The following is a 13777-nucleotide window of genomic DNA, read 5'->3' on the forward strand; positions in this document are numbered from 1 at the left end:
GGACAAGACCATGAGCAACACCATCCGTTTTGACGTCGACGCCGACGGCATCGCCACCCTGACGATTGACGTCCCCGGCCAGTCGATGAATGTTATTGGCGCCGAGTTCCTCACCGATTTTTCCGCTGCTATCGACCGGCTGTCTTCCGACGCGGCGGTCAAGGGCGCGGTCATCGCGTCCGGCAAGGCCAGCGGCTTCATGGCGGGTATGGATTTGAAAGGCATGGAAGAGATGCTGTTGCCGCAGGAAGGCGGCGGCAAACTCGCCATGGCGACGCTGTTCGACCGGGTCTTCACGCTGAACGCCATCCTGCGCCGTCTCGAGACTTGCGGCAAACCGGTGGCATGCGCAATCGAGGGCATCTGCGTGGGCGGCGGGTTCGAACTCGCACTCGCCTGCCATTATCGGGTCGTCAGCGACAGCAGCAAGGTGCAGCTTGGCCTGCCCGAAATCCTTGTCGGCCTGTTCCCGGGCGGCGGCGGCAGCCAGCGCTTTCCGCGCATAGCCGGAACGCAGGTCGCCCTGATGTACATGCTGCAGGGGAAGCTGTTCCGCCCCGCCGAAGCCGCCGCGATCAAAGTGGTCGACGCCGTCGTACCAGCGGGCACCACGATTGAAGCCGCCAAGGCATGGCTCCTCGCCAATCCTGCGGCGAGCGTGCAGCCCTGGGATCAGAAGGGCTTCAAGTTCCCCGGCGGCGTCGGCAGCATGAATCCCGCCTTTGCGCAGACCTTCATGGGCGCAGTCCCGATGATGGCGAAGGAAGCCCAGCGCAATATGAACGCGCCCATCGCGCTGCTTTCGGCCGTCTATGAAGGCGCGCAACTGCCGATGGACCGTGCGATCCGCATCGAGAGCAAATATTTCGCCAAGGTGCTCGCCCAGCCGCAGGCGCGCAACATGGTCCGCTCGCTCTTCGTCAACAAGCAGGCGGCCGAACGCGGCGCGCGCCGTCCGAAGGATATCGCGCCCAGTCCCACGAAGAAGCTCGCCATGCTCGGAGCGGGGATGATGGGTGCGGGCATCGCGACCGTCGCGGCGCAAGCCGGGATCGAGGTGGTTCTGCTCGACCGCGACATGGCGGCGGCGGAAAAGGGCAAGGCGCACGCACAGGAGGTGCTCTCCAAGCGCCTCGGCAAGGGCATGACACCGGAAAAGATGGCGGACATCCTCGCCCGCATCACGCCTGTCACGGATGTCGCGGATCTCACTGGCTGCGACTTCGTGATCGAGGCGGTGTTTGAAGACCCGGCAATCAAGGCCGACATCACCAAGCGGGTGGAGGCAGTACTGGGGGCGGACACGATCTTCGGATCGAATACCTCGACCCTGCCGATCACCGGCCTTGCCAAGGCGTGGAGCAAGCCGGAAAACTTCATCGGCATCCACTTTTTCTCGCCGGTTGAGAAAATGCCTTTGGTTGAGATTATAACCGGGGAAAAGACCGGTCCGGAAGCCATTGCAAAAGCTCTGGATTTCGTAGCGCAAATCAAGAAGACGCCCATTGTCGTCAGTGACAGCCGCGGCTTCTACACCTCGCGCTGCTTCAGCACCTATGTGCAGGAGGGGACCCAGATGGTGGCCGAAGGGGTCAACCCTGCCCTCATCGAAAATGTCGGGCGCCAGCTTGGCATGCCGGTCGGCCCGCTTGCCGTGTCGGACGAGGTGTCGATCGAGCTGGGCCACAAGATCCTCGCCGCCACGAAGAGGGAGCTGGGCAGTGCCTATAAGGGTACCCGCGCCGACGACGTGATCGAGCAGATGGTGGTCGAGCTGGGCCGGCTTGGTCGCAAAAACGGCAAGGGATTCTATGACTATCCCGAAGGTGGCAAGAAGGCGCTCTGGCCCGGCCTTACCGAACATTTCCCCCGCGCCGCCCACCAGCCTACGCCCGAACAGGTGCGCGAACGCCTGCTCTTCCGCCAGCTGATCGAATGCGCCCGCTGCTATGCCGAGGGCGTGCTCGCAGCGCCCGAAGATGGCGACATCGGCGCGATCTTCGGCTGGGGCTTCGCGCCGTGGACCGGGGGTCCGTTCAGCCACATGGATACGCTGGGCGCGGCGAAGATCGTCGAGACGCTCGACCGCCTGGCTCAGGAGCAGGGCGAACGCTTCTCCCCCACCCGGCAGCTGCGCGACATGGCGACCAGCGGCGCGACCTTCTACCCGGCCAAGGCGAAGGCGGCCGCGTAAATCTCGGTTCAGGTCGCGCACCCGCTTGCGCTCCCGCACTCTCCCCGCCAGAGAGAATCGGCGAGAGCGCCAATGGGAGTGTGAAGGATGACCGACAAGCCGACGATTCTGGTGACGGGCGGCGCGGGCTATATCGGTAGCCACGCGGTGCTCGCGCTGCGGGATGCGGGTTGGCCGGTCGTTGTCGTCGACAATCTGACCACGGGTTTCCGCTTCGCCGTTCCCGATGACGTCACCCTTGTCGAGGCGGACATCGCCGACCAGCCTGTGATCGAGGCGGCCCTGCGCGAACACAAGGTCGCGGGCATCCTCCATTTCGCCGGTTCGATCATCGTGCCGGAATCGGTCGAAAACCCCCTCAAATACTACCATAACAATACCGCCAAGAGCCGCAGCCTGATCGAGAGCGCGGTGCGGTGTGGGGTGAAGCATTTCATCTTCTCGTCCACCGCAGCCACTTACGGCGTGCCTGAAGTCAGCCCGGTGCGGGAAGACAGTCCGAAACTGCCTATCAACCCCTATGGCATGTCCAAGCTGATGACCGAGATCATGCTGACCGATGTCGCCGCCGCTCACCCGATCAACTTTTGCGCTTTGCGCTATTTCAACGTTGCGGGCGCAGACCCGCAGACACGCACGGGCCAGTCCACTGCAGGGGCCACCCACCTGATCAAGGTTGCGGTCGAAGCGGCGCTGGGCAAACGCAGCCACGTCAGTATTTTCGGCACTGATTTTGACACCCCGGACGGCACCGGCGTGCGCGACTATATCCATGTGTCCGATCTGGCCGCCGCACATGTGCTGGCGCTCGAAGCGCTGATGGCCGACCCGGACCGAAACCATATCCTCAATTGCGGCTATGGCCGGGGTTTTTCGGTGGCCGAGGTGCTCGATGCGGTGGACCGCGTCACCAACGAGAAAATCGACCGCCGGGTAGAAGGTCGACGCGCGGGCGACCCCCCGTCCCTCATCTCCGACAACCGCGAAATCCTGGCGCGCTTTCCTTGGAAGCCCGCTTATGCGGACCTTGATGTCATCGTGGATCATGCCCTTGCATGGGAACGCAAATTGACCGAATTGCGCCCCGCCTGAATCTGCCCAAAATTTGTGCAAACTGGGTCCAGACCGCCCAAAATCCGGGCATTATGGACAAACGCCCCGCCATGGCCGAAACAAGATAAGCGAGTCGCGACCAAGCGGGTTTGTGCGTGTCCCTCACTCAAACGAGATGGGGGCGCTATGCAGGCACGCAGGCACATGAGCAATCGGGCCGACAGCGTGTGTCGCGAACAAGGATTGGGTGGCAGTACGCATGAAAAAGATTGAAGCGATCATCAAGCCGTTCAAGCTGGATGAGGTCAAGGAAGCCCTGCATGAAGTGGGTGTTTCCGGTATCACCGTGACCGAAGCGAAGGGCTTTGGCCGACAGAAGGGCCATACCGAGCTTTACCGCGGTGCGGAATATGTCGTCGACTTCCTGCCCAAGGTGAAGCTGGAAGTGGTCGTGGAGGACGCGTTGGCCGAGCGCGTGGTCGAGGCGATTGCCGGGGCCGCGCAGACCGGACGCATCGGCGATGGCAAGATCTTCGTCACCGCCATCGAATCCGCGCTGCGCATCCGCACCGGCGAGCGAGACAACGACGCAATCTGATTACGGGGCAATCGGCGGCAACGCCGTTTATTTTTCAACAATTCAAACAATCGTTTCCGGGCCTTGCCCGGTGGCGGATACACGAAGAAAGGGTAAGCGATGGCGAACACGCCCAAAGACATTCTGAAGCTGATCGAAGAAAAGGAAATCGAGTGGGTCGACGTCCGCTTCACCGATCCCAAGGGCAAGTGGCAGCACCTCACCATGTGCGCCGGTGTCATTGGCGAAGATGAGCTGACCGACGGCCTGATGTTCGACGGCAGCTCGATCGAGGGCTGGAAGGCGATCAACGAGTCGGACATGATCCTGCGTCCTGATCTCGACGCCGCCTATATCGATCCGTTCAGCGCCACGCCGATGCTGATCCTGTTCTGCGACATCGTGGAGCCGGGCACCGGCGAGCTGTACAGCCGCGATCCGCGCTCGACCGCCAAGCGTGCGGAAGCCTATGTAAAGGCTGCCGGCTTCGGTGATACGGTCTATGTCGGCCCGGAAGCCGAATTCTTCATGTTCGACGACGTGCGCTTTGGCGGCGGCTATGACGGCAGCTTCTTCAAGATCGACGACATCGAGCTGCCGACCAACACCGGCCGCGAGTACGAAGGCGGCAACCTGGGCCACCGTCCGCGCGCCAAGGGTGGTTACTTCCCGGTCGCGCCGGTCGATCCCTGCACCGACATCCGCGCCGAGATGGTTTCGACCATGCTCGAAATGGGTCTGCCCTGCGACAAGCACCACCACGAAGTTGCCGCCGCGCAGCACGAACTGGGCCTGACCTTCGGTACGCTGGTTCAGACCGCCGACCGCATGCAGATCTACAAGTACGTCGTGTGGATGGTCGCGCAGGCTTATGGCAAGACCGCGACGTTCATGCCGAAGCCGATCAAGGAAGACAACGGCTCGGGCATGCACACCCACATTTCGATCTGGGACAAGGGCAACCCCCTGTTCGCGGGCGATGGCTATGCCGGTCTCTCGGAAATGTGCCTGTACTTCATCGGCGGCGTCATTAAGCACGCCAAGTCGCTGAACGCGTTCACCAACCCGACCACCAACAGCTACAAGCGCCTGGTGCCAGGCTACGAGGCGCCGGTGCTGCTCGCTTACTCCTCGCGCAACCGTTCCGCTTCCTGCCGTATTCCTTATGGTTCAGGCAGCAAGGCGAAGCGCGTCGAGTTCCGTTTCCCGGACGCGATGGCCAACCCCTACCTCTGCTATTCGGCGCTGCTGATGGCGGGTCTGGACGGCATCACGAACAAGATCCATCCGGGCGACCCGATGGACAAGAACCTCTACGACCTGCCGCCCGAAGAACTGAGCCAGGTGCCGACCGTGTGCGCCTCCTTGCGCGAAGCGCTCGATGCGCTTTCGGCGGACCACGACTATCTGCTCAAGGGCGACGTATTCACGAAGGATCAGATCGAAGCCTATATCGAACTGAAGTGGCCGGAAGTGGCGCGTTGGGAAATGACCCCCTCGCCGGTCGAATACGACATGTACTACAGCGCCTGATCAACCGATCAGCGACTCAGAAAAGGGCGGCCCAGGATCAACCCGGGCCGCTTTTTTTTACCTGTGTGACTTTGACAACAGCTTCAGGCTGCGTGCCGCATCCCACCGCGCATGCGGACCGACGCGTCGCCCAACTCGAAGTTACCCACCAGATCGGACAGCCGGTCCGCTTCCTCGCTTAGCAGCCTGGCTGCGGCGTTGCATTCCTCGCCCATCGCCGCGTTCTGCTGCGTCATATGATCCATATTGCCGACGGCGGTGTTGATCTGGTTGAGGCCCTGAGCCTGCTCCCCCGCCGCCTCGGCGATGCGCACGATCAGGTGCGACACATCCTTGACCCTGCCCATGATTTCTTCCAGCGCCGCGCCGGTCTTGCCCACCAGCACCGCGCCGCTTTCGACCTGCGCAACGCTTGATGTAATCAACGCCTTGATGTCGCACGCCGCCGACGCCGATCTCTGGGCGAGCGCGCGCACCTCTTCGGCGACGACCGCGAAAGACTTGCCCGCCTCCCCGGCCCGTGCTGCCTCAACGCTGGCATTAAGGGCAAGCAGATTGGTCTGGAACGCCAGATCCTCGATCACCTTGATGATCTGGGCGATACCTTGCGCGCTGCGCTCGATGTCGCCCATGGCAGCCACGGCGTTATGCACCACATCGGCATTGTCGATCGCGGATTGCTCAGCGTCACGCATCGTCACAGACGCCGCATTGGACGCATCGGCGGTCTCGTTCACCTTTTCGGTAATCTGGTGCATGGCGGTCGCGGTCTGCGCGAGACTGGTCGCCTGGTTTTCGGTGCGCATTGACAGGTCGTCGGTTGCGTCACTGATCTCGTTCGCACTGCAATTGAGGCTGTCGACCGATTTGCGTACCTGCTGGATGGCCTGTTCCATCGCCGCGGTCGCTTCATTGAAATCATCCCGCAGCACGGCATAGTCAGCCGGGAAATCCTCGGCGATCCGGTGGTGGAGCACACCCTTCTTCAGACGGGAAAGCCCGACGCCGAGTGCAGAAACGACCTGCTTCTGGATGGCAAGCTGCCTTTCACCCTCCGCACGGGATCGTTCCGCGACGTAGACCACGATACCTTGCAACGCGCGCGCCACTTCGCCGATTTCATCGCTCCGTTCGGCATCGCTCGCGTCAATCACCTCTGATCCTGCCGCCATCTCGCGCATGTGCGCCGCAACTTTGCGGATCGGGCGAACCACGCGCCATAATATCAGCATGCAAAATCCGCCGACGAGCGCCAGTAGCCCCGCCGCGAGCACACCAAGCATGATCATGGATGCATGAAGGCTGGCGCTTGCGTGCCGGTTTAGCTCGGACTGGTAAGCGGTGGCCGCTGCCACAGTCTCGTCCACCTGGGCACGATGGGCATCATAGGCAGCACTCAGCCGCAGGAACGCGTCATCGATGGCAGCGCGGTCGTTCGCGGCGACGGCAGGCAGAAACGCATCGTTCAATATCGCCCAGAACTGCGTCGCAGGCTCATGGGTGCCGTGCGTCACCTTCTTCCGCAAGGCAGGGTCCAGATCGGATTTCAGCCAATAATCGTGACGAAGGTCGTAATCGCTTCGCAATTTCCGCAGGCGATCACCACGGCTGGCGAGCTCCGAAGGATTGCGCGCCAGCATTGCGGCTTCCAGATAGGGTTCGATCACATATTCGGGCGGGGGCAGAATATCGGCCACTAGGTCGGATGCCTGCTGCGACTTGGTCTGGAGCGGCCCGCCCATGCGGATTTCGTCAATCCGGCTGTAGCCGAGCAAGGCAATAAGCACGAGCAACGCCATCATCACAGACGCGCCATATGCAACGAGGGTTCTGATCGACATATCGTCTCTCCTCTCCGCCTGCCGATCATACGCCGACTTTGCAGATGGCACAGGCTATGTGGGATTAGTTAATTTCTTCCTAGCTATTATAGGATAAGATTCAGGTGGTTGTGCGCCCTAGTAATCTTTCGATACGCGCACCGTCGCACTCTGTCGGCCCAAAGTGGAAATACTTCCCAGCAGCGACAGCCAGCGGGTGACCTGATATTCGATCCGCGTGGCCGAATAACCCTGCGCATCGGTAATCAGTTCGACATAGGTCTTGCGGGTAATATATTTGCCGACGGCCACCGACGTGCCTTGTCCCGTGGTCGCGTCAGCGGGCAGAATGCGCAGCCGGTCGAGTCCCGCCGCCTTGCGCACGGTGTTGATCGGGTCCAGCCCACCGCCCGACCCGCGCAACGATCCCACAGCCGCCGCGAGTTGTAGCGCTTCGGGCGCAGACAATTGCGTGATCGAAGACCCAAACAGGATGCGGGAAAGCACCTCGTCTTCCGGCAGCGAAGGGACGCTGGAGAAAGCGATGACCGGTTGTGCGCTGGTACCGGTGACCCGGATGGTGGCGGACAGGTCCGACACCGTGGCTTCGGCGGTGATGTCGAGCGTCGGGTTGGTCGGCACGCTCCCGTCGAAGCGGATCGTGCCTGCCGTCAGGTCGAACCGTCGCCCGGCAAAGTCATAACTGCCGCGCACCATCTCCGCACTGCCGATGAGGCGGGGATTGGCAACGTCCCCTCCAATGTCGAGGTTCATGCGCCATTCGCTCGACAGGCCCATGCCGTCGACCATCAGGCGATTGCGTGCGCGCGCCTTGATATCGAGCCGCCACGGCTCCGCGCGCCGCACCGGATCGAAGTCGTCACGCCGCCCGTTCCGTTCGATGATGCGCAATTCGGGGATCTGCGCGACCGCGGCAGCGCGTCCCAGCGTGAACCGGCTGCGCACCACATCAAGCGTGCCGCCGATCGTTCCTCCGTTGCCATCGGAGCGGATGGTGATCGGCCCCGTCACTGTCGCGCCGATATCATCGCGGTTGAGGAGTTCCGCCCCGTTCGCCTGCAAGGCAAGATCGATGCCGACGCCCTGCCCGAGCGAGAAATCCAGCGTCCCCTGCCCGCTGACGCTGCCACCCCCGCGTGTGGTTCCAGTGAAGGACGACAGCACCAGCTTCGACCCATCGAACCTTCCCTGCGTGCGGATGCCGGTAAGGCGCATCCCGGTAACGGGACTGTCGAGGGTCGCCGCATTCGTCGCCACCGCGCCCTGGATCAGCGGATTGGCGCCGGTGCCCTGCACATTGGCAACAATGGTCACCGGACCGCCCAGATCGATGATCTCCACACCCGATAACCGCCACAGCATGTCAGCCGGTCCGTTATAGCGAAGCTGTGCACGCAGGGGTGCGTTCCGCAGCCGTTCCAGAAGGCCACCATCGCCCAGCGGGCTCAGCAACGCCTGCGCACGGCCAATCGTCTTGCCGCCGGTCTCCGCCACGGCCCGCAGCGCCATCCGTTGGTGCGTTAGTTGCGCATTGAGGCCGATGTCGACCGGCGTCGACGTGACGGCCGTGCCGGATCGCGTCAGCCCCCGGATCCGCACGCTGACGGCGCCAGTCGGCGCGGCTCCCGTTTCCCACGTAAAGGCGAGTCGGCCGGTCGCGAGTCCCCCCAGACCCAGATCGCTGTTGGAGAGATCGAGCACCGAAAGCGGCATCTTGTCGACGACCAGATCGATTGTCGTGGCACCTCCGCCCAGGCGACCGCCGACCACCATGCTGCCGCCACGATAGAGAATGGTGGCCGGATCGAGACGCCAGCCGCCGTCGGCTTCCTTGTGAAACCGCGCGGCGCGCGTCAGCCGGATCGCCTGCCGGTCGAGCGTTCCGCTGGCTTGCAGATTGACCCTGTCCGGCGTCACGTCCGCCAGGATCTGCAGATCAAACAGCCGACCGCGCTGACCCGAAACGCTCGCGCGCACCTGCCCAGCACCGTCGACCAGACGCGCGTTCGCGGCGAGACGGTTGACCCGAAACCCGCCGACCTGAACACCATTGGCCCGCACTGTGGCGTCGACATACGTGCCTGCAGGATCGAGCTTCAGCGTTGCCTGCAGCGTGCCGCGCCGCACAGCAATGACCGCAGGTCCTGCAAACTGCGCGTCACGCGCCGTCAAATTAGCGGTGATTACCTGGATATGGTCGATCGGCTGGAGCTGGATCGAACCCGCCACCTGGCCCGCTACATCGATCTGCCCCTGAAGTCCGTCGGCGACCGGAACGATGCGGCCCTGTCCGGTTACGCCCCCCACCGCCAGTTGATCAACGGCGATGACGGTCTGCCCGCCCGTAGGCAGCAGGATACGGCCCTGCGACGTAAACGGTCCGAGCGTCGACCCCCCTTGCGCCGTGTAGCGATAGCCTTGCGCGTCAGGGTCGAGCAGGACATGCACGTCCCGCAGTCCGGCCGCGTCCATCGGGCGCGCGAGCAGCAAATCGACCTTGGGCCGGTCCAGCTTTCCGGTAAGAAGCAGCCGCAGAGCGCCATAGCGCGCATGCCGCCCGCTGCCGCTCAACCGTACCGTGCCGTCAGGAAACCGCACACCTTCGCCGTTCAGCACCAGCAGAGGCGCACGAACCGACAGGCCTCGCATGACCAGTTGCCCGTTCGGGCCGAGCGCGATACTGGACCGGGCGACCGGCAATCCGCCGCCCAGCGTGCGCAGAAAGCCGTTATCCAACCGCCGCATCTTGGCCTCGACCGCGCCGGTCAGCCCAAAGGCACCCCGCGCGCCCGGCACTGCCTTGATCCGCGACGTCACGTCCACCACCCCCAGGCCGGGAATAGTGAGGCCACGAATATCGCCGCCGAGCGCAAGATCATAACGCCCGCTCTTCAAGTCGAAGAGGGCGACAAGCTGGCCGTTGAGCTTATCCGACCGCAGCTTCAGCGGCCCGCTGGTGATGACGTTACCGAGCTTCTGAAGCGTGCCGGTCAAATGAAAGTTACGCAGGATCGACCCTACCAGCTCGCCCTGCCCATCGACCCGTGCAGCGACCAGATCGACCGGGATGATCGTTGCACGTGGCCGGTCCTGCGCATCTGCCCCCGCCAGACGGCCCGCGCCTTTCGCCTTGACGCCATGCAACACAGTCCGTCCGAAGGCGAGCTGGTCCGCGCGAAACAGATATTCGAAACTCGCATCCGAAAATGCCCCGTCCAGACGGGCGCGACCCAGCAGATTGCGTGCGGCCATGTTGCGGAAAAGCGCAGACGGCTGGGCCAGCCGGACATCTGCGGTCAGATTGTCATAACGGCTGCGGCGCAAATCAATTCCGCCGTCGAGATGCAGGGATACGGCGCGGGACCGCGCCTCCAGCCGTCCGAAGAGCAGGCGATCGGCGAAAGTACCCTGTGCGTCGATTGCCATCTGCGGCGCGGTCATGCGCGCGAGCATTCCCGTCCCTGCAATAGCGCTGCCCTCAACCGTACCGCGCACCATATACACACCCGATCGTGCGCCCAGGGCGAACCCGGCCGCGGGTTGCCGGTCGAGAGTCGCGACCAGCGATCCGTTCCAGTTGCGCCAGTCGCCATCGCCGCGTACGCGGAGGTTCGCGTCCTGCTTCAATCCGGCCATCGCCGCCAGCACACCTCCCGCTGGCGCATTAATGGTCAGATCAATATCGAAGCGGTTATCGTCCGGGCGGCTGTCGAGCGCCAGAACCAGCCGGTCATCTCCCTTCAGCGCCCGTGCGTTCAGGTCCAGCACGGCCCGTCCGGACCGCACATCCGCATCGCCGGAAATGGCCAGCACTTCGCCCGGCCCGGCGATACCCGGGTCTATCCGCAGACGGTCGACGCGCAGAGCCATCAGGCGAATGTCGAAATCGGGCAGCAACGGCCCTCGAACCTTGGACGGATTAAAGCGCGGCATCTTGTGCAGCCGTGCGTCGGGAATCGTCAGTTCATCGATATCGAGCCGGTTGGACAGCCACGACAGCGGCCACCATTCCAGACGGACGCGCGGCGCCGACAAGAACACCCCCCCGGGATCGGACAGCCGCACATCGCGGAGTTCCGCCCGGCGATAGATGCTGCCTTCGATCGACCCGATGCCAATGCGCAGTCCGGACTGGGGAGCCATCCCCGCAATCCGGCCGACGATAAAACGATGGCCGGATTGGCTGTCCAGCCACACGCCCGCGCCTGCCACAAGCGCCAGAACCAGCAGCAATGCGGCCAGCACCACCGCCTGCCAGCGCTGACCCCGGCGGCGCGGTTTGACTTCGGGAATGTCGTTCTCTGTGGTCATCAGAACGCCTGCCCGAGGGACACATAGACAGCGATGCGGCCGTCGCCCTTTTGCCGGTTGAGTGGCGTCCCCACATCGATGCGGATCGGCCCGAAATTGCTGTAATAGCGCAAGCCGATGCCCGCCCCGTAACGCATGTCGGACAGGCTCGGCAGCGGGTCGGTGGAAATATTGCCCGCATCGATGAACGGCACCAGTCCGAACACGCCCAGCCGCACACGCGCCTCCAGCGAGAACTCCGCGAGGCTCTTGCCCCCACGCGGGTCGTTGTTCGCATCGCGCGGGCCAATCGACTGATAGGCATAGCCGCGCACCGAGGCGCCACCGCCCGCGTAAAAGCGCCGCGACGGCGCGATCCGTTCGGCGTCCGACCCCAATATTGTCCCCAGCCGCACGCGCCCTGCAACGACGACCTTGTCCGCCACCGGCATATAGCCACTCGCATCGACCTGCGCGCGAACATAGCCGAACGCGCCGCCCTGCAACGACAGCTCGGGGCTCAACTTGCCGCCCAGACGGAAACCCTCGGTCGGATCGAGCAGATCGTTACTGCCGTCATAAGTCAGTCCTGTAGGAAGCGCGGCAATGAAATAGGTCCGTTCCGTCCGGCTCGTTTGTCGGCCGACAACGTTACGTTCTTTCGACCCCAGCAATTCGGTGCCAACGCTCCAGGTCCACTTCTTCTGGAACAGGATGTTGGTCTGCCGCTCCAACCCCGCCGTCAGGGAAATGGTGCGCGCCGAATAGGCATCCAGCCTCTGGTGCCGCGCCGTGAACGCAGCCGTCAGAACCCGATCGCGCGCCTTGAAATTGTTGCGGCGATAGGCAACGCCCGCCAGCTGTTCCTTGGTACCGATGAGGCCACGCAGGGTGATGGCTCCTTCCGGCGGGAAGAAGTTGCGGTGTTGCCAGCTTACTTCGGCACGATAGCCTTCGCCTGTGCCATAGCCGATTTCTCCGGCGATCGTGCGCATCGGGGCACGCGTCATGTTGATGACGATATCGACATGCTCGTTGTCGCCCGCATCGCGCGGTGTCAGCGTGACCGACGATACCAGCCCGGTTGCGACGATCGCGGCGCGCAGATCCTCAACGCTCGATGCCGCATAGCTGTCACCGGTGTTAAACCGGGCGATGTCCTGCGCGTGGCGGGCAGAGAAGATCCGCTTTGGCCCCGGCTCCACGATGATCGCCCCGAACGTCCGGAACGCGCCGGGACTGACGACGATGTCGAGATCGCCCTTCTGGGTTTCGTGGTCGATTTGCACGACCGGCTCGTCCACCTTCGAAAAGGGGAAGCCGGTCTCGCTCAGCGCCAGGGCGAGCTCGCGCTGCGCGTCGAGGATCCGGTCGGCGTCGATCGGATCTCCGACATTCACCGGAAAGGCCGTGCGCAGAACCGGCGCGCGGATGCCCGCCGCGTCCAGCCCGTTCACATTGACGTGCGAGAGCGTATAGAGCCCGCCTGGAACGGCATCGAACGTCACGCGCAACCGTCCCTTGCTGCCGTCATCGGGCGGCATCACGGCGGGGCGGATTCGCGCATCATAATAACCTTTTGCCCGCAACAGCCGGTCGAGCACTTCGGCGTCCTGCTTCATCCGGCGGTTGATTTGCGCCAGATTGGCGGCCTTGCCGCGAAACTCGTTCAGCACCGACAGGTCGGCAAACCGTGTCCGGAACTGATCATCAGCAATGTCGTCGACGCCGTTGATAATGACTTCGTAACGGCGGGCGGACCCGTCGTCGGCATATTCGGTTACGCGCTCTTCAGACTGGGAGGGATCGACGAGAATGACGCCATCTGGCGCCGGGGGTGTCGGTCCCGGCGCGGCGTTGCCGCCCGCGACAGCTTCGGCGCCGGACGCTTCGGCCCCCACCGACTGGGCATCCTCCAGAACGGGCGCGGGCGACGCAAAGAGATTTGTATCAACGCCTCCGTCCGCGTCAGGCCACGCAATGCCGATATCGGGCATCGGGTCCATCGCGGTTTCAGGCACAGGCTCCTGCGCCACCGGGACAGGATCGGACGTTGCGACGCCGCTCCCGCCCGCTGTTGTGCCGACATCAGGGGGCAACTGTGCCGGTTGCTGTGCGCAGACCACCGCACTCCCGCTCATCAGCGCTGCGGCCATGCAACGGATGAAAAAGCCCCTAACCCTGGCCGGACCTATCGATCGTCCGTTGACCGGCGATAATATCATTGGGGAAAACGGCAAGGCTTCGTCACGCTCCGGTTAACCCATGGCAAGGAAGGCTGTTCCACGG

7 protein-coding genes are annotated in these 13777 nt (G+C 63.4%); 4 read left to right on the forward strand and 3 right to left on the reverse strand.

The genetic code is table 11. From position 1 onward, the window contains the following. Positions 1-10: 10 nt before the first annotated feature. The 4 genes from FHS92_RS04255 (at position 11) to glnA (ending at position 5357) form a co-directional block, all read left to right on the forward strand. Positions 11-2194, forward strand: a complete 2184-nt coding sequence (locus FHS92_RS04255) for a 3-hydroxyacyl-CoA dehydrogenase NAD-binding domain-containing protein (protein ID WP_184077765.1) — start codon at positions 11-13, stop codon at positions 2192-2194. A gap of 87 nt (positions 2195-2281) precedes the next feature. Next, positions 2282-3286, forward strand: coding sequence for a UDP-glucose 4-epimerase GalE (gene galE, locus FHS92_RS04260; RefSeq protein ID WP_184077767.1), 1005 nt, complete (start codon positions 2282-2284; stop codon positions 3284-3286). 220 nt (positions 3287-3506) lie between these two features. Continuing rightward, on the forward strand, positions 3507-3845 hold the full coding sequence (locus tag FHS92_RS04265) for a P-II family nitrogen regulator (RefSeq protein ID WP_184077769.1): 339 nt from the start codon (positions 3507-3509) through the stop codon (positions 3843-3845). Between the two features lie 99 nt (positions 3846-3944). Next, positions 3945-5357: a type I glutamate--ammonia ligase gene (gene glnA, locus FHS92_RS04270; RefSeq protein WP_184077771.1), complete on the forward strand. Its 1413-nt coding sequence runs from the start codon at positions 3945-3947 to the stop codon at positions 5355-5357. A gap of 83 nt (positions 5358-5440) precedes the next feature. Here the strand turns inward: glnA and FHS92_RS04275 are convergent, their stop codons facing one another. The 3 genes from FHS92_RS04275 to FHS92_RS04285 all read right to left on the reverse strand — a co-directional run bounded on the left by FHS92_RS04275 (position 5441) and on the right by FHS92_RS04285 (position 13629). Next, a complete protein-coding gene (locus tag FHS92_RS04275) occupies positions 5441-7198 on the reverse strand; it encodes a methyl-accepting chemotaxis protein (RefSeq protein WP_184077773.1) in 1758 nt (585 codons plus the stop codon). Between the two features lie 117 nt (positions 7199-7315). Then, entirely contained in the window at positions 7316-11509 is a 4194-nt protein-coding gene (locus FHS92_RS04280) for a translocation/assembly module TamB domain-containing protein (RefSeq protein ID WP_184077775.1), read from the reverse strand. Continuing rightward, positions 11509-13629: an autotransporter assembly complex protein TamA gene (locus tag FHS92_RS04285; RefSeq protein WP_246351754.1), complete on the reverse strand. Its 2121-nt coding sequence runs from the start codon at positions 13627-13629 to the stop codon at positions 11509-11511. The genes FHS92_RS04280 and FHS92_RS04285 overlap by 1 nt, the downstream gene beginning before the upstream one ends. Between the last annotated feature and the right edge of the window lie 148 nt (positions 13630-13777).

It is taken from the genome of Sphingobium subterraneum (assembly GCF_014199435.1).
Classification (GTDB): Bacteria; Pseudomonadota; Alphaproteobacteria; order Sphingomonadales; family Sphingomonadaceae; genus Sphingobium; species Sphingobium subterraneum.

What these genes read in the sequence shown, in the direction of transcription:
- FHS92_RS04255 (WP_184077765.1), top strand. Translation starts at nt 11, where the DNA reads ATGAGCAACACCATCCGTTTTGACGTCGACGCCGACGGCATCGCCACC.
- galE (WP_184077767.1), top strand. Translation starts at nt 2,282, where the DNA reads ATGACCGACAAGCCGACGATTCTGGTGACGGGCGGCGCGGGCTATATC.
- FHS92_RS04265 (WP_184077769.1), top strand. Translation starts at nt 3,507, where the DNA reads ATGAAAAAGATTGAAGCGATCATCAAGCCGTTCAAGCTGGATGAGGTC.
- glnA (WP_184077771.1), top strand. Translation starts at nt 3,945, where the DNA reads ATGGCGAACACGCCCAAAGACATTCTGAAGCTGATCGAAGAAAAGGAA.
- FHS92_RS04275 (WP_184077773.1), bottom strand. Translation starts at nt 7,198, where the DNA reads ATGTCGATCAGAACCCTCGTTGCATATGGCGCGTCTGTGATGATGGCG.
- FHS92_RS04280 (WP_184077775.1), bottom strand. Translation starts at nt 11,509, where the DNA reads ATGACCACAGAGAACGACATTCCCGAAGTCAAACCGCGCCGCCGGGGT.
- FHS92_RS04285 (WP_246351754.1), bottom strand. Translation starts at nt 13,629, where the DNA reads ATGAGCGGGAGTGCGGTGGTCTGCGCACAGCAACCGGCACAGTTGCCC.